The sequence below is a fragment of the Marinobacter sp. NSM genome (assembly GCF_052380025.1).
Taxonomy (GTDB): Bacteria; Pseudomonadota; Gammaproteobacteria; order Pseudomonadales; family Oleiphilaceae; genus Marinobacter.
In genome coordinates this window covers 469,315-491,703 of sequence record NZ_JBQTCK010000001.1, presented here as the reverse complement: position 1 = coordinate 491,703, position 22,389 = coordinate 469,315, and the positions used below count along the sequence as shown (strand labels likewise).

Sequence of the window (22,389 nt, the reverse complement as noted above, 5' to 3'; positions counted from 1 at the left end):
GATTCCTCCCCTAAATGGGCATCTACATTCTCCGGCGGCTTGCTCTGATCATCCCCACACTGGTGGGGATTATGCTCCTCAATTTCATCATTGTTCAGGCCGCACCGGGCGGCCCGGTTGACCAGCTTATTGCCCAGATGGAAGGCCACGGCAGCAGTGCCCTGGCACGGGCGGGCGGTGGTGATACCGGTGGCGAAGTCGTCACCAGCTCCGGCGACAGCCGGGGTTCCCGGGGCCTGCCACCGGAATTGCTGAAAGAAATCGAGGTGATGTACGGTTTCGACAAGCCCGCCCATGAACGCTTCCTGAAGATGCTCAAGGATTACGCGACCTTCAATTTCGGCGAATCCTTTTTCCGGGACCGTACCGTGGTTGAGCTGATCATCGACAAAATGCCCGTGTCCATTTCCCTTGGGCTCTGGTCCACCCTGATTATCTACCTGATTTCTATCCCCCTGGGCATTCGAAAAGCGGTGTCTGATGGCTCCCGGTTCGATGTCTGGACCAGTTCCGCCATTGTGGTGGGCTATGCCATCCCCGGGTTCCTGTTTGCCATTCTATTGATTGTATTATTTGCCGGCGGCAGCTATTTCGACTGGTTCCCCCTGCGGGGCCTGACCTCTCCGAATTTTGATGAGCTCAACTGGTATCAGAAGATCGGCGATTACTTCTGGCACCTGGCCTTGCCGGTCACCGCCAATGTGATTGGCGGCTTTGCCACCCTCACCTTGCTCACCAAAAACTCGTTCCTGGATGAAATCGGTAAACAATACGTGGTGACAGCGCGAGCCAAGGGGCTTGAAGAAAAACAGGTGCTCTACGGCCACGTGTTCCGCAACGCCATGTTGATTGTGATCGCCAGCATGCCGGGTGTTCTGGTGTCCCTGTTCTTTACCGGGTCTTTGCTGATCGAAGTGATTTTCTCCCTGGACGGCCTTGGCCTACTTGGCTTCGAGGCGGCTCTTAACCGGGATTACCCGGTGATTTTCGGCACTCTCTACATCTTTACGCTGATGGGTTTGATTCTGAAGCTGATCAGCGACATCACCTATGTGCTGGTAGATCCGCGCATCGATTTTGAAAGCCGGGAGGGCGCATAACCATGCCCCGACTGACTCCCATCCAGCAGCGCCGACTGCGGAATTTCAGGAATAATCGCCGTGGTTTCTGGTCTCTGTGGCTTTTCCTGGCCCTGTTCGGTCTTTCCCTGGTGGCAGAGCTGATCGCCAACGACAAGCCACTGGTGGTCTCCTATCAGGGCGATGTCTATTTCCCGGTGGTCCAGATGGTGCCGGAGGAAACCTTTGGCGGCTTTCTGCCCACGGAAACCGACTACCGGGATCGCTTCATCCGGGACGAAATAGAGGCCAACGGCTGGATACTCTGGCCGCCGATCAAGTTCAGCTACGACACCATCAACTATGAACTGAGCGTACCCTCGCCCGCGCCACCCAGCGCCGAACACTGGCTGGGGACCGACGACCAGGGCCGGGACGTGGCTGCCCGGGTCATCTACGGTTTCCGTATTTCTGTGATTTTTGGTCTGACCCTGACCATCGCCAGCTGCATTGTAGGCGTGATTGTCGGCGCCATTCAGGGCTTTTACGGAGGCAAGGTGGACCTGTTCGGCCAGCGCTTTATCGAGATCTGGTCGGGCCTGCCAATGCTGTATCTGCTGATTATCCTCTCCGCCATTGTTCAGCCAAACTTTTGGTGGTTGCTTGGCATTATGTTGCTGTTCAGCTGGATGGGGCTGGTGGATGTCGTTCGTGCTGAATTCCTGCGGGCGAGAAACTTCGAATACGTTAAAGCGGCTCGGGCGCTCGGGTTGGGTAACCGGCACATCATGTTCCGGCACATTCTGCCGAACGCCATGGTGGCCACCCTCACCTTTCTGCCGTTTATCCTGACTGGCGCGATTACCGGGCTAACCTCGCTGGATTTCCTGGGCTTTGGCCTGCCCTCCGGTTCTCCGTCCCTGGGGGAGCTGATCGCCCAGGGCAAGGCCAACCTTCATGCCCCCTGGCTGGGCATTTCTGCGTTTGTGTCCCTGTCGGTGATGCTGACGCTGCTGGTGTTTGTTGGCGAAGCGGTGCGCGATGCCTTTGACCCGAGAAAGAACTGATATGAGCGACCTCCTGACCATCTCGGACCTGTCCATCCATTTTGATAACGGCCCGTTGGTCGTCGACAACCTGTCGCTGCGGGTTGGTCTCGGCGAAACCCTGGCGCTGGTGGGCGAAAGCGGCTCTGGTAAATCGGTGTCGGCCCTGTCTGTTCTCAGGTTACTGGATGCCCGGCACGCCCGTTATCCCTCTGGCAAGATTCTCTATCGTGGCGAAGATTTGCTGACGGCTGCGGATAGCCGGTTGCGACAAATCCGCGGCCGGGAAATCAGCATGATCTTCCAGGAGCCCATGACCTCACTCAACCCCTTACATACGGTTGAAAAGCAGATCACCGAAACCCTGGAGCTACACAAGGGCATGCGCGGCCCCCAGGCCCGAAAGCGCTGTATTGAACTGCTCGAACTGGTGGGCATCCCCGAGCCGGAGCGGCGCTTGAACAGCTACCCACACCAGCTTTCCGGTGGCCAGAAACAGAGGATCATGATCGCCATGGCCCTGGCCAACGAACCGGATCTGCTGATCGCAGACGAACCCACCACCGCACTGGATGTGACCGTACAGAAGCAAGTGCTGGAGTTGCTGGAATCACTGAAGCAGAAACTCGGCATGGCCATTCTGATGATCACCCATGACCTGAGCATTGTCCGCCGCTATGCGGATAGAGTGGTGGTAATGGAACAGGGTAAGTGCGTTGAGGAAGCCGCCACCGAGTATCTGTTTACCGCACCTGCGCACCCCTATACCCGGAAGCTCATTGATGCGGAACCGCCAGAAAACCCTCTCCCATCGATTGATGGTGGTAAAACGCTGATGGAAGTCACGGGGCTGAATGTTCAGTTCCCCATTCGCAAGAACCTGCTGGGCAAGGTCAAGGAGAGTTTCCACGCGGTTCAGGACGTGAGTTTTGCCCTGCAACCAGGCGAGACGCTGGGTATTGTCGGTGAAAGCGGCAGTGGCAAAACCACCATCGGACATGCACTACTGAAGTTAACCGCCAGCACCGGGAGTATCCGGTTGGCGGGAACCGAGCTTGGGCCCCTGTCCCAGAAACAGTTCCGCCCCTGGCGCAAGCGGGTCCAGATTGTCTTTCAGGACCCCTTCGGTAGTCTGAGCCCCCGGATGTCGGTGGCTGAAATTGTCCGCGAAGGGTTAGAGATACACGACACCAACGATGCCGGGCAACACGACGCCAGAGTGATTCAGGCACTGAGGGATGTGGGTCTGGACCCAGACGCCAGGCACCGTTACCCTCACGAGTTTTCGGGCGGGCAGCGACAGCGCATTGCCATCGCACGCGCACTGGTGTTACAGCCGGAACTGATCATTCTCGATGAGCCTACCTCCGCCCTGGACCGCACCGTCCAGAAGCAAGTGATTGAGCTTTTACGGGAAATTCAGGCCAGATATAAGCTAAGCTACATCTTTATCAGTCATGATCTGGCTGTCGTTCGGGCACTCAGCCACAAATTGCTGGTGTTGAAGAACGGCCAGATAGTGGAGTACGGGGCCGCTGAGGCTATTTTCCGGGCGCCGAAACAGGACTACACCCGCGAATTGCTGACCGCGGCTTTCTTTTATCAGCCTACGACCAATTGACCGTTACCCCCGCCGACACATGTCGGGGATAATGCGCTGAAACCAAGGAACACAGGGAGCAGATACCCATGGGAATCCTCAGTGGCAAGAAAGCACTGATTGTTGGTGTAGCCAGCAAACATTCCATCGCCTACGGCATCGCCGAGGCATTCGCCCGTGAAGGCGCTGAACTGGCCTTCACTTACCAGAATGAAAAGCTTCAGTCCCGGGTTGAAAAATTCGCGGATCAGTGGGGCAGTCAGCTGACGTTCCCCTGCGATGTGGCCAGTGACGAGCAGATTGACGCTGTATTCACCGAGCTCAACAAACACTGGGATAACATCGACATTATTATCCACGCTGTTGGTTACGCGCCAGCGCATGAACTCGACGGTAACTATGTGGATGTAACCACCCGTGACGGTTTCCGTATCGCCCACGACATCAGCTCCTACAGCTTTGTCGCACTGGCCAAGGGCGCCCGCGAGATGATGCATGAGGGCAGCAGCCTGCTGACCTTGAGCTATCTCGGTGCGGAAAGGGTTCTGCAGAACTACAACGTCATGGGGATTGCCAAGGCATCACTGGAAGCCAACGTGCGCTACATGGCCGCCAGCCTTGGCCGGGAAGGTATTCGGGTAAACGGTATTTCCGCAGGCCCGATCAAGACTCTGGCTGCTTCCGGCATCAAGAGTTTCCGCCGAATGCTGGCCGAGAACGCCAAGCAGGCTCCCCTGCGCCGCAACGTCACCACTGAAGAAGTCGGTAACGCCGCCGCGTTCATGTCGTCCGATCTTGCCTCTGGTATTACTGGTGAGATTCTCTATGTGGATGGCGGCTTTAACATCACCGGGATGAGCGAACTGGAATCCTGATTGCCATCCGGTGACCTCATCAGAAAAGCCGGCTCCATGCCGGCTTTTTTCTATTCAGGATTCAGTGAGCGCTGTGGCAACCGCATCCATCCATTCCAGATAATCCGTCTCATCCGATTCCAGAATCTGGACGCCCACCAGGTATTCCTGGCCCGTTTCACGGCACCAGACAACCTCCACCATTAACCGAAACCGCTGCGTTTTGTGCCCAAGACTGATCTCTGCCATCAGTAACGAATTGAGCACCAGTGGCTCTGACGAGACAAGGCTCAGGCCTCTCGCCGAAATATCGCGAATCTGGCACTCAAGAGGAGCGGCATCCTGTACCTCAACATCCGGTTCAGGTGACTCAAGCCACAGCCATGCTCGAGCCCTGGCGGTTAAACGATATTCCTCGCGATTGTCCTGCCCACTGGGGAAACCCTGGGAGCTTCCGAACTCGTAGTTATCATCAACCATAAGCCATCCTCAGTTACGGCCAACCCGGATCCGGCCAACAACCCGGCTCAGGGTGTCGTCGAACTCTGCTGCACTCCCCAATACCCTGATACGGCCTGATACGACCCCGGATACCAGCTCATCGTGTAGAAACTCACGGCGATTAAGCCCCAGACGGTCCACGAACACGAACTTCCGGGATGCAGAAATCTTGACCGCCAGTTTCAGCCTGGTCGGTTCCTCATCATCCTTCTGGGCGGCCAGTACAATCCAGCCTCCCAGAGCAATACCATCCACTTGTTTGGCCGCCGCCAGCTCACGTTCTTTCTGGAGACGTTCCTGCTCCGCTTTCTCATCTTCCTGGCGCTGCCGTTCCGCTTCTGCCCTCTGTTTCTCCAGGGCTGCCTGTCTTGCCTCTTCTTCGGCCTTTCTTGCGCGCTCGGCGGCCTCCTTCTCCTTTCGCAGTGCCTCTGCCCGAGCCCTCGCTTCCCGAGCCGCCTCTTCACGTTGCTTCTGTTGTTTCTCGCACACTTTGAACAACAGATTCACGGTTTCCGAGAGCACCTCACCAAACGGTGTCGGAGCCGGCAAGGGCCTCAGGGTGTCGGCTTCAAGATCTGCCAGGAACAACGCCCAGTCCTGCAGGCCGAGTTTGACCCCGGCGCCGTTGGTCCAGAGCACTTCCCCACTATCTTCGAGCAACGCGAACAGATAACGCCTTTGCTCAGCAGCACCCTCACCTTCGACAAACCACCGGCCGATAAAGCCCTCGGCCTGTTGCGGGTCTACCGGAGCCAGCGATAGCCACCGGCTGTCCCAGGTCAGGCTGCTGCCGCTACCCAGGGCAGGCTTGAGTTCCGGCACCTCGCCGCGGATACGCGCTACGATAACCGTCTGAATATCCGCCAAAGCGTTCTCCGGCAATCCCTGGCCGAGGGCCCGGGTCCACACATCCTGAATCCGGTCTCCTATCTGCTCGCCTACATGGTAAAGCCGGTTCCTGTCTCTGTCCGACAGTGCAGGATCACCGAGCCATACCAACCACTCGAGCAGTTTGTTGGCATGTCGATACAGCTCACTGTCTGTGCCCTCGGACCAGACGCTCTGTTTGAGAACCTTGTACCAGTCTTCGATGATGAATCGACTGATGACCACCGGTAACTCCCGCCCGGTCAGCGCCCTGCCGATCAGCGCGCGGGAAACCTGGTCGGCAAGCCGCTGCCGCGAAGCACCACGCTCGGTCTCGAGCAGGCGTTCACGCAACCGGCTGACCTGTTGCTCACTTTTCTCCCGGTCGTCAAGCCATTGTTTACAATAGCTTTCCACCAGTTCGGGCTGGCCACTTTCAAAGCTGCCGGACACAGCGATAACCAGGCTATCCAACTGGTCCAGCAACACCCTGGATGATCGCCCCCCGGTATCACTCCAACCCCGCCATTCCTGCAGGTTGTCCAACCAGTCAAGTACAACGTTGCCGAACACACTGGCTCCGCGGGTATCGAGCTGCCACGCCAGCCAGAACCGCAATCTGGCAATACGACTGACCAGGGCACGATGCAACCCACTGGTTTTCAGGAACACGTCCATTATCCGGTCAGACAGATAGGCTGCATTGACCTGGCGCACGGTCCATTCGATCTGCACCGACCGCAGAACGTCCGTTACCCGCTCGTCCCGTTGTTCGGTCCAACAGGAAAACAACAGCGGGCGCCAATCGGCATTGGACTCAGGTGACGATTTTCCGGCCGGATAGGGTAAATCCGGCACCCGGATACCCGAAAGAACCTGCGTAATCCTCTCTGAAACCACCTTTCGGGGGGAAAAGTCTGCTCGTGGTTTCCTGGCTGGCGGCGACATCCGTTACCTGTTGACTGGAAGCGTTGAAAAGGGTCTTCAAATAACGCAGTATAACCAACTCGCCGGGGTTTACAGCAACTGCAGACCGGCACCATTCGCGTTAATCATTAAACACCGGGCCCATAATGACAGCGTTACCCGGTGATGTAACGATCTGATTCGGGGAAGCACAACAAGATGTCGGGCAAGAAACTGGAAAACCTGAACGTGGCCAGCCAGGAACCACTGATCACTCCTGAAGCGCTGAAAAATGAAATGCCGCTGTCAGATGAAGCTGCCGAAACCGTAGCTTCTGGCCGTCAGGCCATTTACGACATCATGGATGGCAAAGACCACCGCCTGTTTATCGTGGTTGGCCCCTGCTCTATTCACGATGTGGAGGCAGCCCGCGATTACGCTGCCCGACTGAAAAAACTCGCCGACGAAGTCAGCGATACCCTGCTGCTGGTGATGCGGGTATATTTCGAGAAGCCGCGCACCACCGTTGGCTGGAAAGGCCTGATCAACGACCCTCACCTGAACGATACCTTCGATATTGAACAGGGCCTGCACATCGGCCGTCGCTTGCTGCTGGATATTAACGAGATGGGCCTGCCAACCGCCACCGAGGCCCTTGACCCCATCTCCCCCCAGTACCTGCAAGACACCATTGCCTGGTCTGCCATTGGCGCCCGCACCACCGAGTCTCAAACCCACCGGGAAATGAGCAGCGGCCTGTCCATGGCCATTGGCTTCAAGAATGGTACTGATGGCAGCCTGGACGTAGCCGTTAACGCCATGAAATCGGTTTCTTACCCCCACAGCTTCCTGGGTATCGATCAGCAAGGCAAGGTGGCCATCATCCGCACCAAGGGCAACAACTACGGCCACGTGGTGTTGCGCGGCGGCGGTGGCAAACCGAACTATGATTCCGTGAGTGTTGCACTGTGCGAGCAGGCGCTGGACAAAGCCAATCTGCGCAAGTCGATCATGGTGGATTGCAGCCACGCCAACTCCAGCAAAGACCCGGCCATTCAGCCTCTGGTCATGCAGGATGTGACCCATCAGATCCTGGAGGGCAACCAGTCTATCCAGAGCCTGATGGTGGAAAGCCACATTAACTGGGGTAACCAGTCCATCCCGGAAAACCTGGCAGACCTGAAATACGGCGTGTCGGTAACCGACGCCTGTATTGACTGGGAAACCACCGAGAAAGCCATTCGGGATATGCGCGAAAAGCTCAAAGACGTGCTGCCCAAGCGTAACGCCTGAGCGCGCTGACAGGATTCACGGGGTAGCCGATCAGCTTCGGCGCCCCGGGAGACCGATACGCGGGCCCGCCCTGCTTCTCCACCCTCAGGCGCTCTCTACAGCTCCCCGCCAGTCCAGGCGACTTCTGAGCGCGACCACGTGACCGATAATCACCAGAGTGGGAGCCTGGACACCACTGTTCTCGACCTTTCCAACAATATCACTGAGCGTTCCCACCACGACTTTCTGGTCGGCCGTTGTGCCCTTGGACACCAGCGCCACCTGCATGTCTGGTGTCATGCCATGCCCAATCAATTGCCGGCAGATAATCGGCAAACCGACCAAGCCCATGTAGAACACCAGTGTCTGATTATTCTGCACAAAGTCTGACCAGGGCAAATCGCAGGTATCGTTTTTCAAATGCCCGGTAATAAAGCGCACCGACTGGGCGTGGTCCCGGTGAGTCAGCGGAATGCCCGCATAGGCCGCACAGCCGGACGCTGCGGTTATGCCGGGAACCACCTGAAAGCGAACACCGGCAGCTGCCAGCGTTTCAATCTCTTCGCCGCCGCGGCCGAAGATGAACGGGTCACCACCCTTGAGGCGCACCACTTTGTGGCCCTCCCGGGCCAGCTCCACCAAGCGCTGGTTAATCTGATCCTGCGGCAACGTGTGATTTGAGCGCTGCTTGCCGACATGAACCATTTCAACGTTAGCGGGGATCAGGGAGAGTATTTCCGGAGAAACCAGCCGATCGTAGAGAATAACGTCAGCCGACTGGATCAGGCGCCAGGCCTTGAGGGTCAGAAGTTCAGGATCACCGGGGCCGGCGCCCACCAGGGCGACCTCGCCCGCAGAATTATTCGGGTTTTCGGTTACCGGGTTGGGCCTGTACCGAACTGGTGCAGACCCTTCCTTGACGCCCCTCCCTGGTACATCCGTGAATGGTTCGCTCATTGGATCCGATCAATGCCTTTCATATAGGGTTTGAGAACGTCCGGAACCAGAATACTGCCGTCCTCCTGCTGGTAGTTCTCCATCACCGCGATCATCGCACGGCCTACGGCCAGGCCCGAGCCATTCAGGGTATGAACAGGCTCCGGCTTTCCGGTTTCCGAGTTGCGCCAACGTGCTTGCATACGCCGTGCCTGAAAATCGCGGGTGTTGGAGCAGGATGAAATCTCCCGGTATTTACCCTGCCCTGGCAGCCACACTTCCAGATCGTAGGTCTTCGCTGCGGAGAAGCCCATGTCGCCGCCACACAGGGTAACCACCCGATACGGCAGCTCCAGCAACTGCAGCACCTTCTCGGCATGGCCAGTGAGCTGCTCAAGCGCCTCGGTGGAGTCCTCGGGGCGCACAACATGCACCAGTTCAACCTTGTCGAACTGGTGCTGACGGATCATGCCACGCACATCCCGCCCGTAGGAGCCCGCTTCGCTGCGGAAACAGGGGGTATGGCAAACCATCCGCAGTGGCATTTCGCTGGCTTCCAGAATACTGTCGGCCACCAGGTTGGTCGCCGGTACTTCGGCCGTCGGGATCAGGTATAGCGGGTTGTCACCGGCGGTACGGAACAGATCCTCTTCAAACTTGGGTAGCTGGCCGGTACCGAACAGCGCGTTGGCATTGACCAGGTACGGCACATAGGCTTCGGTATAGCCATGCTCTTCTGTGTGCAGGTCGAGCATGAACTGAGCCAGTGCCCGATGTAGCTTCGCCAGTTGACCGCGCATGACGGCAAAGCGGGAATGGGCCAACTGGGTGGCCTTCTCGAAGTCCAGACCCTTGAGCTGTTCGCCCAGGGCAACGTGGTCCCTGGGCTCGAAATCAAAGCGGCGCGGCGTGCCCCAAACACGGGTCTCCACGTTGTCGTCTTCGTTCGCTCCCGGCGGTACGTCTTCGTCCGGCAGATTAGGAATACCGGCAAAAAACGCGTTCAGGGATTCCTGTACTGAGCGCAACTCCTCCTCAGCCTCGGCCTTCTGCTGCTTGAGATTGTCCACCTCTTCCAGCAGCGGTTTGATGTCTTCACCCGCCGCTTTGGCCTTACCAATGGATTTCGACCGTTTGTTCTGCTCGCTCTGCAGCGTTTCCGCACGAACCTGAATGGCTCGACGGCGTTCCTCAAGGCGTTCGAAGGTGGCAACGTCAAACTCGAAGTTTTTGATAGCCAGCCGACGGGCAATTTCTTCAGTCTGTGAACGGACACGTTTCGGATCGAGCATGATCTTCCTGAATTTTCCGGTTAACGAATAGTATGGATATCACGCCATTATACCTGCCGTTGTTCTGCTGACCACCATCCCCGGGCGAAGGCCAGGTAATTTGCGGCATGAGCGTTACATCAATAACGCTTTTTGCCGCTTCGGCCATCGAGATCATCCAGACGCTGGCGCTTTTCAGCCAGTTTGATCTCCAGCCCACGCATGACAGGCTGATAGTAACGGCGTTGGTGGATAGCTTCAGGCAGGTAAGACTCTCCGGCCGCGTAAGCGTCCGGTTCGTCATGGGCGTAGCGATATTCATCACCGTGGCCCAGGCTTTTCATCAGCCTGGTAGGAGCATTACGCAAGTGCACCGGCACTTCGTAATCAGGATCCTTTCGGATGTCCGCCATGCACTCGTTGAACGCCTTGTACACGGCATTACTCTTTGGTGCCAGCGCCAGGTAGGTGACAGCCTGGGCTAGCGCCAGCTCCCCTTCCGGTGATCCCAACCGCTCCTGGGCATCCCAGGCCTGCATGGTAATTTGCAGGGCACGGGGGTCGGCGTTGCCGATGTCTTCGCTGGCGATCCGCACCAGGCGCCGGGCCACATACAGAGGGTCACAGCCACCGTCCAGCATACGGCAAAGCCAGTACAGGGAACCATCGGGGCTGGAGCCCCGCACGGATTTGTGCAACGCGGAGATCTGGTCATAGAACACGTCGCCGCCTTTGTCGAACCGGCGCAGGCTGGTTTGCAGTACCTGTTCCAGTGTCTGGGCGGTGATGGCGTTCTGCCCGTTGTCATCCGGCTCGGCCAGGTCAGCGGCCACCTCGAGAATGTTCAGAGCACGCCGGGCATCGCCTCCAGAGGCTTCGGCCATGTTATCCAGCACCCCGGCTGGCACCTGAAGGGTGCCGCCGAAGCCCGCTGGCGAAACCAATGCTCGATTCAGGAGTTCAAGGATGTCCGGCTTGTCCAGGTTTTTGAGCACATATACGCGGGTCCGCGACAAGAGCGCGCTGTTCAGTTCAAAAGAGGGGTTTTCCGTGGTAGCACCCACAAAAATGAAGGTGCCATCTTCAATATGAGGGAGAAAGGCATCCTGTTGGCTTTTGTTGAACCGGTGCACCTCGTCAACGAAAAGCAGCGTGTCCCTGCCCTGGGACTGCTTGCGGTTGCGGGCCCGCTCGACCACATCCCGGATATCCTTGACGCCGCTGAGCACCGCAGAGAGCGTTTCATAGGACAAGTCACCCACATTGGCCAACAGCCGGGCAAAGGTGGTTTTACCCACTCCGGGTGGCCCCCAGAGAATCATCGAATGCAGTTGGCCCTGCTCTACGGCGCGCCTGAGCGGTTTTCCGGGGCCGACCAGATGAGACTGGCCAACGTACTCGTCCAGGTTGGCCGGCCGCATTCGGGCCGCCAAGGGCTGGAATCCGGCCTCGGGCTCAAACAGGTTGTCCTGCATCAGGCACCGTCCCGAATAATATCCACCTCCTCGGGGTATTCCAGGCGGAACGCACTGTTGTCCAGTTCCTGATTCAGTGTTATCCGGTCAAAGCTGAGAATACTCAGTTGAGACAGCGAATCTTCCATTCTCATTTCCTGAAGTTCACCGTTGTAGAAGCTCAAGCGCAAGGATGTAAACAGGGAATCGGCGCCCCTGGGAACCAAAGTGAACTCGCGGGTATTGTCACCCATCCGGCGCTCACTCACATCGTAGGTTTCCTCAAGATTATCCACTTCGCCACTCAGAAGCAGCGCCGGTGTTGTCTGCACCCGATCATCCAGGGTGTGGATGGTGACCTGTTCCAGATCCGGGTCGTAAACCTCCACCGTGTCGCCGTCACTGACAATAAACTGGGACAAAGGCGCACCGGTTTCCCAGTAGAACAGACCCGGTCGCTTGGCCTTCAGAGACCCACGGGTTTCCTGAACCCGGTTGCCATTTTCATTGACCACAATCTGGATGAAATCGGCCTGGTAGGTTTGGTAACTGCGCAACATAGAGGCAAGCTCTTCAGCGGCATCACGAGAGCTGTTACCCTGTTCCGCAGAGGCCGTTGCCGCAACGACCATCATGCACAGCGCCGCTATCATCGTGTAGACAGATCTGATCATAAGTATGCTGCTCCTAGTCTCTTGGGGGCGGCGGCGCCAGAACTTCCCTGGCACCATTATGACCCGCCGGACTGACCACTCCCGAGGCTTCCATGGCGTCCACCAGGTTCGCAGCACGGTTGTAGCCGATCTTGAATTTACGTTGAACGGAGGAGATCGACACCCGTCGGTTCTCGGTCACAAAGGCCACCGCTTCATCGAACAGCGCGTCTCCTTCGTCACCACCGCCGACACCGCCTTCGCTTAGGGTTGGCACGCCCGGCAGGTGCTCACCTTCGGCGCCGTTAAGCACATCATCCACGTATTCCGGTTCACCCCGGGCTTTCCAGGCGCTGACCACCCGGTGTACTTCGTCATCGTCAACGAAGGCTCCGTGTACCCGAACCGGCAGGCCAGAACCCGGCGGCAGATATAGCATGTCGCCGTGGCCCAGCAGCTGTTCGGCGCCACCCTGATCAAGCACGGTACGGGAGTCGATCTTGGACGATACCTGGAACGACATCCGGGTCGGGATATTGGCCTTGATCAGGCCTGTGATCACATCCACGGATGGCCGCTGGGTAGCAAGAATAAGATGGATACCGGCGGCACGGGCCTTCTGGGCAATGCGGGCGATCAGCTCTTCCACCTTTTTGCCGACAATCATCATCATGTCAGCGAATTCGTCGATTACGACAACGATGAACGGCAGGGTTTCCAGTTCTGGCCGCTCCTGTTCGTCGTTGGCCAGGTATTCATCCGGTTTCCAGAGAGGGTCCAGTAACGGCTCGCCCTCAGCCCTGGCGTCCTTCACCTTTTTGTTGTAGCCGGCGATGTTGCGCACGCCCAGGCTGGCCATCAAACGGTAGCGCCGCTCCATCTCCGCCACACACCAGCGCAGTGCATTGGCGGCTTCTTTCATGTCCGTCACAACCGGTGCCAGCAGGTGCGGGATGCCGTCGTAGATGCTCAGTTCCAGCATCTTCGGGTCCACCATGATAAAGCGCACTTCATCGGGACTGGCTTTGAGCAGCATGCTCAGCAGCATGGCGTTAACCCCGACCGATTTACCCGAACCGGTCGTACCGGCCACCAGCAGGTGCGGCATCTTGGCCAGATTGGCCACCATCGGATTACCGCCAATATCGTTACCCAGTGCCAGTGTCAGCGGCGATGACGACTCGGTAAACACCCGGGCCCCAAGAACTTCGCTCAGACGAACGATTTCCCGCTCCTCATTGGGAATCTCGATGCCCACCACGGACTTTCCGGGTATGACTTCCACCACCCGTACACTCAACACCGCCAATGAACGGGCGAGATCCTTGGCCAGGTTGGAAATCTTGCTGACTTTCACCCCGGCGGCGGGCTTGATCTCAAATCGGGTGATAACCGGGCCAGGATTGACCTCGACCACCTCTACCGTGACACCGAAATCCGCCAGCTTCTCTTCGAGCAGGCGCGACATGTGCTCCAGTGATTCTTCCGAGTAACCCTTTTCTTTATGTTCCTCAGGCGGGTCCAGCAAGGAAATCGGCGGGATCAGGCTCTCAATGTCTTCCAGCAAAGAGCCCTGCTTGCTGTTGGCTTTCTTGTCGGCAGGCCCCTGATCATCCTTCTTGAACGGGGCAATTTTCAGTGCCCGGTTCGCGGGCTTGGGCTGCTGGGGCGCGGCCGCCTTGCGAGGCGTTTCATCCCTATCCCCCGAGCTGAAACTTTCCAGTCTTGCGGGTTCTGGTTCAATTTCAGGAAGCCCGTCAATCGCCGGTTCCTTACGAGCTTTGCTTCTGTCCTTCTGTGTACCCTTATCGGCCGCTTTTGGTTTTCGGCGGAATAAACGGCGCCACCAGGAGTCTTTCTGAGGTGCTTTCTCTGCTACCGGATTGGTCTGCGCCACCCGGTCCTTGATAACCGGAGGCTCTGGCTCAGGGCGGGCAGCAGGAGGCACACCAGGGCTTTTGACCTTGCGCTCGCTGCCCTTGAACAGCGACTGAAGCCAACGTCCGTTTCTGAGTGTCAACCCACCAACATGGTCCATCAAGCGGAACCAGGACAGGCCGACGGTCACGGTCAGGGCGAACAGGAAGATCGCGATCAGCAACAGCGTGGTGGCTGGCAGATTGAAGAAGCGCACCATGGCTTCTGAAACCGCTGTTCCCAGTACACCGCCGGAGGAGGCACCAAGGCCGAATACCGAATAAAGGGAAAGCAGGCTGGTGGCTGACAACAGAATCAGCAGAAACCCGCCAAAGCGAACCATGAACAGTGGCCAATGGAGGTCCAGTGACTCATGCCTGCGACGGATCAGCATGACGGCATAACCGGCAATCATCACCGGGAACAGCCAGGAAACCTGCCCGAAGAAGTCCACCAGCAGGCTTGCGAGCCAGGCGCCGGAGCGCCCGGCGGCGTTATCCACGCGAGTATCGTGGCCGATACTCGCCCACCCGGGGTCAGACGCACTGAAGGTAAACAGCGCCATCGCCAGATAGATGCACAGCACAATCATGCCGATAACCGCACCCTCTCTGGCCCCTTGGGCCATCAGGCGGCGAAAGCGCTGTTGTTTTTCTGTCAGTTCCGTCGATGCTGCTTGTTTCGCTTTAGCGGATTCCGCCATGAATGCTCAAACCGTCAGTGAGTTTAGTCTTTCAGCGCCTGAAAACCCCGTGTCAGATCGGTTTTCAGGTCATCAATGGCTTCAATGCCAACAGACAACCGGATCAGATTCTCGGTGATGCCCGCCTTGTCTTTATCCTCAGGAGATAACCGGCCATGGGTTGTCGTCGCCGGGTGGGTAATGGTGGTTTTCACATCACCCAGATTCGCTGTGATTGAAATCATTCGGGTGGCATCAATAAAGCGCCAGGCTTCTTCTCTGCCCCCTTTGACCAGAAACGACACAATTCCGCCAAACCCGTCCTGTTGCTTCTTCGCCAGCTGATGCTGGGGATGGCTTTCAAGACCCGCGTAGAACACTCTCTCCACGCTTGGCTGGCGTTCGAGCCAGTTCGCCAACTCTAACGCATTGTTGCAGTGGGCTCGCATACGAATCGGTAAGGTTTCCAGCCCCTTCTGGAACACCCAGGCATTGAACGGGCTCATGGTGGGCCCGGCAGATCGCAGGAACCCGTAGATCTCATCCAGATACCTGGCAGGCCCTACCACCACTCCGCCAACACAGCGGCCCTGGCCATCCAGGTACTTTGTGGCTGAATGGATCACCAGATCCGCCCCCTGTTCAAGGGGTCGCTGCAATACCGGCGTGCAGAAACAGTTATCCACCACAAACAGGGCATCGTTGGCCCTGGCCAGCGCCGACAATGCGTCCATGTCAGCGATTTCACAAAGCGGGTTGGATGGCGTTTCAATAAACAGCATCCGGGTTTCCGGCCGGACTGCTGCCTCCCAGCCGTCTGCATCCGTCAGGCTAACGAACGTGGTCTCAACCCCGAAACGCGCCATATACTTCTGGAACAACACGTTGGTGGTGCCAAACACGCCACGGGAACAGATAACGTGATCCCCGGACTGCAGCAGCGCCATACAGGTACTCAGGATGGCCGCCATGCCCGAGGCAGTGGCAACGGCCTTTTCTCCACCTTCCATGGCAGCGATGCGGGCCTCAAAACCCTGAACGGTTGGATTGGTAAAGCGGGAATAGATGTTGCCGGGCTCCTCACCACCAAAACGGGCTGCCGCCTGGGCCGCACTGCCATAGACGAAACTGGAGGTCGGAAAGATGGCGTCGCTGTGCTCCAACTGACCGGTCCGGACCTGCCCTGCCCTCACTGCCAGGGTATCCACTGACATACCGTCCAGATCCGATTCAGGAATCCAGAGATGTTCTTCACGGCCGATTGTCATAGTGTTCTCCTGGCACGGGCGTTAGGGGTTCAGTCTTCGTCATTATGGAGGTCGATAATGGCATTATCACCATCGATGATCTGCCCACCGGGACGCTTCTCGTCTTTACGCAGGTCCTCGAGCCGGCGCAGGTAGGCCTCGTCTACGTCACCGGTTACGTAATCACCGGTAAACACCGAGCACTCCCAACCATCGATATCGTCGTTGACATCGTTGACGCAGGTAATCAGGTCTTCCAGGTCCTGGTATACCAGCCAGTCAGCACCGATCTGCTCCCGAACCTCCTCCACCGAACGGTCGTGGGCAATCAGCTCACTGGCCGAGGGCATATCAATGCCGTATACGTTGGGATAACGCACAGGCGGCGCTGCCGAGGCGAAGTAGACGTTCCGGGCACCGGCGTCACGGGCCATCTGAACGATTTCCTTACAGGTGGTTCCCCGGACGATGGAATCATCAACCAGCATGACGTTCTTGCCCCGGAACTCCAGGTCTATGGGATTGAGCTTCTGGCGCACCGACTTCTTCCGCATTTTCTGGCCGGGCATGATGAACGTCCGCCCGATATAGCGGTTCTTGATAAAGCCTTCCCGGTATTTGACGCCCAACTGATAGGCCATCTGCATGGCCGACGTCCGGCTGGTGTCCGGAATCGGGATCACCACATCAATGTCATGGTCCGGCCGCTCCCTGAGCACCTTGTCTGCCAGAGTTTCGCCCATGCGCAGACGTGCCTTGTATACCGACACCCGGTCCATGATGGAGTCGGGGCGAGCAAAATAGACGTGCTCGAAGATGCATGGATACAGCTTGGGGGATTCCGCACATTGCTCGGTGTAGAGGGTACCGTCTGTTTCGATGTAAACCGCTTCACCCGGTGCGATATCCCGAACGATCTCGAAGCCGGCGGCGTTCAGAGCCACGCTCTCCGAGGCGATCATATATTCTTTCTGGCCATCGTCGCTTTCCCGCACACCGTAACAGGCCGGGCGAATGCCATTGGGGTCGCGGAAACCGACAATGCCGTAGCCGGTAATCATCGCGATAACGGCATAGGCACCCCGGCACCGCTTGTGCACGGCGCGGACAGCGGCAAAGATCTCGTCTTTGGTCGGGTTCAGTTTCCCAAGCTTCTGCAGCTCATGGGCAAATACGTTGAGCAACACCTCGGAATCGGAATTGGTGTTGATGTGGCGCAGATCGGTGCGGAACAAATCGCTGCTCAGGTCATCGGCATTGGTCAGGTTGCCGTTGTGTGCCAGAGTAATGCCATAGGGGCTGTTCACGTAAAACGGCTGGGCCTCGGCAGAGCTTGAACTGCCAGCGGTGGGGTAACGGACGTGACCGATCCCCACATTGCCTACCAGCCTGCGCATATGCCGGGTATGGAATACGTCCCGGACCAGGCCATTGTCCTTGCGCAGAAAAAACCGGTTATCCTGAAAAGTCACAATACCCGCCGCATCCTGGCCACGGTGCTGAAGAACAGTCAGTGCATCGTAAAGAAGCTGGTTGACGTTTGAAGTACTGACAATACCGACAATGCCGCACATGGCTGGGAAACTCTCCGAGTGTTAAATCTGAATGTTAACGGGATGCAGGCGCAGGTTCCACGCCTTCCTGCTCTGTTGAGGATTCGGTGCTGTTCCCGGCCCCTGCCTCAGGGCCCAGGAACCGGGCAAATTCATCGCCCAAGGTTCGACGGGACCAGTCTTCGACCACCGCCAGGCGGTCGATCATCACTGACGTTCGCCACCAGGTATCCTCTGCAAGCGGCGTGTAACGGGTGAACGCAATACCGACGATGACCACTACCACACCCCGCAGCAACCCGAACCCCATGCCAAGAACGCGGTCAGTGGCAGACAAGCCCGTGGCCCGTACCAGATGGCCAATCATATTATTGATAATGGCGCCCACAATCAGGGTACCGAAAAACAGGATCGCAAAAGCTGCAATTAAACGCACCAGCGGGGTTTCCACGGTGGATTCAAGCAAAGACTGCATTTGGGGGTGGAACGTGCGGGCTATGATGAATGCCCCAACCCAGGTCACCAGCGACAGGGCTTCGCGAACAAAGCCCCGCTTCAGACTGATAAGCGTGGAAACAGCAATCAGAGCTATGATGACCCAGTCAATCCAGATCAGCGCGTCCATGAAAAACCCGATGGAGAAGAGGAAGCGCGAATTCTAACAGGAAACCGGGCGTCACCAAACCGCCTGAGGCTCATAAATTGCAAGTCACCTGGTCACTTTCCGCCGGAGGTAACCAGGCTGTTCAGTGAGAAGGCATCATCCAGGGCTTTCTTGGCGGCCTCGGCCTCGGACTTGTTGACAAACGGCCCGCTGAACACCCGGGTCAACGTGGTGTCGCCGCGCTCCACTTGCTGTAGGTGGGCGCCGTACCCCATGTCGCGAACATTGTCGCGCAGCCGGCGGGCATTGTCGGCATTACCAAAGCTGCCAAGCTGGACAACCCAGGCACCTTCAAGTGACCGGGTGAACTCAGCGGATTCCTCCGCCGAGCCGGCAGAAGTGGCCGGCTCAGAGGATTGCGAAACCTGTGGCTGAGGTTCTGAACTGGCTGCACGGCTATCCGTCGTACGGGTAACCGGCTCTGCTACCTCGGCCTCGGCCGCGGGCTCGCGGGCGCTGGACGATTCTGGCGCAGACTCCTCAACGCCTTCAATCAGTCGATAACCGGGAGCTGATTCCGTAGCGGGAGTGTCCTGAGGCGCTGAATTCATGCCGTAGTCGCTGCCGCCAAGGGCCGGCTCCGGGGGAACGTCCACTTCAGGGAACGGCGGCTCCTCGGGGATGGTGACAGGCCGGGACTGCCGCTCGGAATGGGGCTCGTCAAATATCATCGGCACAAAAATCACAGCCAGGGAGACCAGAACCAGCGCACCAATGATTCTTTGTTTCAATCCGTTCACGAGAAAGGGCTCCCTTAACCTAACAGTTTGGTACTGATACTAACCGCCGAGTGCCGTTAACACAAAGCTCCGGCGCCTGCCATGGACAAAGTTTAAGAGACTTCGCCGGCAAGTCGGGCCCGGGCCTCCGCAACGGTGTAGAACGAACCGAATACCGCGATGGTGTCGTTCTCGCCGGCATCCGCCAGTGCCGAAGAGATGGCATCAGCCACAGACTCAGACGCCGTGCAACCGGCAATTCCGCAAGCCCGTGCCCGCTCCACCAGAGTCTGCACCTCCAGCCCGCGCGGTACATCGAGCCCGGCGAACCACCAGCGTTCGACAACTGGCGCCATGGCCCGCATTACCCCCTCCACGTCTTTATCCGCCAGAGCGGCATAAACACCGAACACCTTGCCCTGCCCTGACCGCTGCAACTCAAGCCGCTGAGCCAACCAGCGTGCGGCATGGGGATTGTGACCAACATCCACGATCACATCCGGCCTTGTTCTCAACCGCTCAAAACGCCCCGGCACCGTTACAGACCTGGCTGTATCCGCTAACAGGCTGACAGTCATGGTTGGCGCCAACACCCGCGCCAACACCACCGCTGCCGCAACACTTTCAACAGGTAGCGGGCCGGCCGGCAGGGTTATACTGAGCCCCTCGATCGTCAGCTCAACGGAATCGCCAACCGGCCTGAGCCGGTAATCACGCCCGGTCACCTTAAGATTGACCTTCTGCGCGGCGGCCTGCTGAAGCACAGAGGCGGGAGGCTCCGGATCTGCACAGACCGCAGTAATCCCGGGCCGCAGAACACCGGCCTTTTCGAAGCCGATCACTTCCCGGTTATCGCCCAGAAAGCTGATATGGTCGATATCAATAGAGGTGATCACCGCGAAGTCAGCGTCCAGCACATTAACGGCATCCAGGCGTCCACCAAGGCCGACCTCCAGAATCCAGTCTTCGACACCCGCGTCGGCGAGCGCCACGAAGGCTGCCAGGGTACCGAATTCAAAGTAGGTCAGGGAAACCTTACCCCGTGCCGCCTCCACTTGTTCGAAGGCGGATATCAACGCGGCATCGCTGATATCCTGACCGTTAATCCGCACCCGCTCGTTATAACGCTGAAGATGGGGAGAAGTATAAGCTCCGGTGGTTCGCCCGGCGGCCCGCAAAAGCGACTCCAGGGCCGCCACGGTCGTGCCTTTGCCGTTGGTGCCCGCTACAGTGATGATTCGCGCTGCTGGCTTTCGCGGAAACAGGCGGCGCAAAACCACCAGAACCCGATCCAGGCCAAGGTCAATTTCGGTGGGATGAATGGCTTCCAGATACTGAAGCCACCTTTCAACAGACGCACCGGCCCCGGGAGGGACCGGTACGGGCCTTGCGTCAGTGCTGGGAGGGTTCATCTGTGTCGGGTTTTTCCGTGATCTCGAACTCGATGGGATCTTCCGTGCCTGGCTTTTCCTGGCCGGTGAACTTGGCAAGAACGTGGGCTACCCGCTCGCGCATCTGGTGCCGGTGCAGAATCATATCGATAGCACCGTGTTCCAGCAGGAATTCACTGCGCTGGAAACCTTCCGGCAGCTTCTCACGGACGGTCTGCTCGATCACCCGGGGGCCCGCAAAACCGATCAGCGCATAAGGCTCGGCTATATTGAGGTCGCCCAGCATCGCGAGGCTGGCAGACACACCGCCGAACACCGGATCGGTCATGATCGAAATGTAGGGAATGCCTTCCTGCTTGAGCTTCTCTAGCACTGCAGCGGTCTTTGCCATCTGCATCAACGACAGAATGGCCTCCTGCATACGGGCGCCACCGCTGGCAGAAAAGCAGACCAGGGGAATACGGTGCTCAAGGGAAACATTGGCCGCCTGTACGAATTTCTCACCAACCACCTGGCCCATGGAACCGCCCAGGAAGTTGAACTCGAAAGCACAAGCCACCAGGGGAACGCCCATCGTTGAACCCTTAATAGCGACCAGGGCGTCTTTTTCGCCGGTTGCTTTCTGGGCTGCTGAAAGCCGGTCCTTGTAGCGCTTGCTGTCCTTGAACTTGAGCCGATCAGAAGGCTCCAGTTCTGCGGCTATTTCTTTACGGCCGTCCTTGTCGAGGAAGATGTCCAGCCGGCGCCGGGCAGACACACGCAGGTGGTGGTTACACTTCGGGCAGACGTCCAGGTTTTTCTCGAGTTCAGGCTTGTATAAAAACGCCCCGCACTTGGGGCACTTCTTCCACAGCCCTTCCGGCACCCCGGTACGTTGCCGCGATTCCGAGCGAATCTTGCTCGGCATGATCTTATCCAGCCAGTTACTCATGCTTTCATCCTGTCCTTTGATGCCTGGAGGCCGGCCCCTCAGGATGCCAGACTATCCAGGGCTTCACGCATCGGGTGCAACAGATCCGTCAGCGCCTTGGCCAGGGCTTCGGGATCTGTCTGGTGTCGGGCTATTGTATCGACCAGCACGCTTCCGACAATTACACCATCGGATACTTTGCCAACGGCAGCCGCTGTCTCCGCATCCCGGATTCCGAATCCGACACCGACCGGCAGCGCCGTCAGTTCATGCACATGGGCCACTTTTTTCGCCACTTCACCAACATTGATGGTTGCCGACCCAGTCACGCCCTTGATTGAAACATAGTACACATAACCGGATGAGTGTTCGCTGATTGCCTTGATGCGTTCATCCGTGGTGGTGGGCGCCAGCAGGAAGATTGGGTCCATGTTACGGGCGGAAAACAATGGAGCGACGTCTTCGGCCTCTTCCGGTGGCAAGTCAACGGTGAGGATACCGTCTACACCCGCATCGGCCGCAGCATCCGCAAACGTCTCGTAACCCATGGCTTCCATCGGGTTCAGATACCCCATCAGTACCACCGGTGTGGTGGTGTTGGTCTTCCGGAATTCCTTGACCATTCCGATTACCTGGCGCAGGGACGTGCCATGCACCAGGGCTCGCTCACACGCAAGCTGGATAACAGGCCCGTCCGCCATGGGATCGGAAAACGGCACGCCCAACTCAATGATGTCTGAGCCAGCATCCACCAGGGTGTGCATCAGGCTGACCGTCTGCCCCGGCTCTGGGTCACCGGCGGTGATGTACGGGATCAGCGCCTTTCGACCCTGCTCTTTCAATGATTTCAGTACGCCTTCAATTCGGCTCATGCCTGCTCCTGATACC

Annotated in this window: 19 protein-coding genes; 5 read left to right on the top strand and 14 right to left on the bottom strand. The window is 57.9% G+C overall.

Features of this window, described 5'->3' with window-relative positions; genetic code table 11:
• Positions 1-14 precede the first annotated feature (14 nt).
• The 4 genes from ACTZWX_RS02295 (at position 15) to ACTZWX_RS02280 (ending at position 4,579) form a co-directional block, all read left to right on the top strand.
• On the top strand, positions 15-1,100 hold the full coding sequence (locus ACTZWX_RS02295) for a microcin C ABC transporter permease YejB (protein WP_342632426.1): 1,086 nt from the start codon (positions 15-17) through the stop codon (positions 1,098-1,100).
• Between the two features lie 2 nt (positions 1,101-1,102).
• Positions 1,103-2,125 carry an ABC transporter permease gene (locus ACTZWX_RS02290; protein ID WP_444712569.1) on the top strand — a complete coding sequence of 341 codons (1,023 nt, stop codon included), beginning with the start codon at positions 1,103-1,105 and terminating at the stop codon, positions 2,123-2,125.
• A gap of 1 nt (position 2,126) precedes the next feature.
• On the top strand, positions 2,127-3,725 hold the full coding sequence (locus ACTZWX_RS02285; protein ID WP_444712568.1) for an ABC transporter ATP-binding protein: 1,599 nt from the start codon (positions 2,127-2,129) through the stop codon (positions 3,723-3,725).
• Positions 3,726-3,793: 68 nt separating this feature from the next.
• On the top strand, positions 3,794-4,579 hold the full coding sequence (locus tag ACTZWX_RS02280) for an enoyl-ACP reductase FabI (RefSeq protein WP_444712567.1): 786 nt from the start codon (positions 3,794-3,796) through the stop codon (positions 4,577-4,579).
• A gap of 54 nt (positions 4,580-4,633) precedes the next feature.
• Here the strand turns inward: ACTZWX_RS02280 and ACTZWX_RS02275 are convergent, their stop codons facing one another.
• Both ACTZWX_RS02275 and ACTZWX_RS02270 read right to left on the bottom strand, forming a co-directional pair.
• Positions 4,634-5,038 carry a PilZ domain-containing protein gene (locus ACTZWX_RS02275; RefSeq protein ID WP_342632424.1) on the bottom strand — a complete coding sequence of 135 codons (405 nt, stop codon included), beginning with the start codon at positions 5,036-5,038 and terminating at the stop codon, positions 4,634-4,636.
• A gap of 9 nt (positions 5,039-5,047) precedes the next feature.
• Positions 5,048-6,784 carry a DUF1631 family protein gene (locus ACTZWX_RS02270; protein ID WP_444712566.1) on the bottom strand — a complete coding sequence of 579 codons (1,737 nt, stop codon included), beginning with the start codon at positions 6,782-6,784 and terminating at the stop codon, positions 5,048-5,050.
• A gap of 267 nt (positions 6,785-7,051) precedes the next feature.
• Between ACTZWX_RS02270 and ACTZWX_RS02265 the strand changes: the two genes are divergently transcribed.
• Positions 7,052-8,125 carry a 3-deoxy-7-phosphoheptulonate synthase gene (locus tag ACTZWX_RS02265; protein WP_444712565.1) on the top strand — a complete coding sequence of 358 codons (1,074 nt, stop codon included), beginning with the start codon at positions 7,052-7,054 and terminating at the stop codon, positions 8,123-8,125.
• An 84-nt stretch (positions 8,126-8,209) separates the two neighbouring features.
• Here ACTZWX_RS02265 and cobA read toward each other — a convergent pair whose 3' ends face one another.
• The 12 genes from cobA to trpA form a co-directional block, all read right to left on the bottom strand.
• Positions 8,210-9,061: a uroporphyrinogen-III C-methyltransferase gene (cobA, locus tag ACTZWX_RS02260; RefSeq protein ID WP_444712564.1), complete on the bottom strand. Its 852-nt coding sequence runs from the start codon at positions 9,059-9,061 to the stop codon at positions 8,210-8,212.
• A complete protein-coding gene (serS, locus tag ACTZWX_RS02255; RefSeq protein WP_444712563.1) occupies positions 9,058-10,332 on the bottom strand; it encodes a serine--tRNA ligase in 1,275 nt (424 codons plus the stop codon). The genes cobA and serS overlap by 4 nt, the downstream gene beginning before the upstream one ends.
• Before the next feature lie 119 nt (positions 10,333-10,451).
• Positions 10,452-11,786 (bottom strand): replication-associated recombination protein A, encoded by a 1,335-nt coding sequence (locus ACTZWX_RS02250; RefSeq protein WP_444712562.1) that lies wholly within the window; start codon positions 11,784-11,786, stop codon positions 10,452-10,454.
• Positions 11,786-12,439, bottom strand: a complete 654-nt coding sequence (gene lolA, locus ACTZWX_RS02245; RefSeq protein WP_444712561.1) for an outer membrane lipoprotein chaperone LolA — start codon at positions 12,437-12,439, stop codon at positions 11,786-11,788. Before lolA ends, ACTZWX_RS02250 begins: the two co-directional genes overlap by 1 nt.
• Before the next feature lie 13 nt (positions 12,440-12,452).
• Positions 12,453-15,038: a DNA translocase FtsK gene (locus tag ACTZWX_RS02240; protein WP_444712560.1), complete on the bottom strand. Its 2,586-nt coding sequence runs from the start codon at positions 15,036-15,038 to the stop codon at positions 12,453-12,455.
• Between the two features lie 23 nt (positions 15,039-15,061).
• On the bottom strand, positions 15,062-16,285 hold the full coding sequence (locus tag ACTZWX_RS02235) for an O-succinylhomoserine sulfhydrylase (RefSeq protein WP_152438092.1): 1,224 nt from the start codon (positions 16,283-16,285) through the stop codon (positions 15,062-15,064).
• Between the two features lie 29 nt (positions 16,286-16,314).
• A complete protein-coding gene (gene purF / locus ACTZWX_RS02230) occupies positions 16,315-17,838 on the bottom strand; it encodes an amidophosphoribosyltransferase (protein WP_058089719.1) in 1,524 nt (507 codons plus the stop codon).
• Positions 17,839-17,872: 34 nt separating this feature from the next.
• Positions 17,873-18,442: a CvpA family protein gene (locus ACTZWX_RS02225; protein ID WP_444712559.1), complete on the bottom strand. Its 570-nt coding sequence runs from the start codon at positions 18,440-18,442 to the stop codon at positions 17,873-17,875.
• Positions 18,443-18,534: 92 nt separating this feature from the next.
• Positions 18,535-19,221, bottom strand: coding sequence for an SPOR domain-containing protein (locus ACTZWX_RS02220; protein WP_444712558.1), 687 nt, complete (start codon positions 19,219-19,221; stop codon positions 18,535-18,537).
• A gap of 92 nt (positions 19,222-19,313) precedes the next feature.
• The gene (folC, locus tag ACTZWX_RS02215) at positions 19,314-20,612 is read right to left on the bottom strand and encodes a bifunctional tetrahydrofolate synthase/dihydrofolate synthase (RefSeq protein ID WP_444712557.1); all 1,299 of its coding nucleotides are present in this window, start codon (positions 20,610-20,612) and stop codon (positions 19,314-19,316) included.
• Positions 20,593-21,522 carry an acetyl-CoA carboxylase, carboxyltransferase subunit beta gene (accD, locus tag ACTZWX_RS02210; RefSeq protein WP_444712556.1) on the bottom strand — a complete coding sequence of 310 codons (930 nt, stop codon included), beginning with the start codon at positions 21,520-21,522 and terminating at the stop codon, positions 20,593-20,595. Before accD ends, folC begins: the two co-directional genes overlap by 20 nt.
• Before the next feature lie 38 nt (positions 21,523-21,560).
• A complete protein-coding gene (gene trpA / locus ACTZWX_RS02205; RefSeq protein ID WP_444712555.1) occupies positions 21,561-22,373 on the bottom strand; it encodes a tryptophan synthase subunit alpha in 813 nt (270 codons plus the stop codon).
• Between the last annotated feature and the right edge of the window lie 16 nt (positions 22,374-22,389).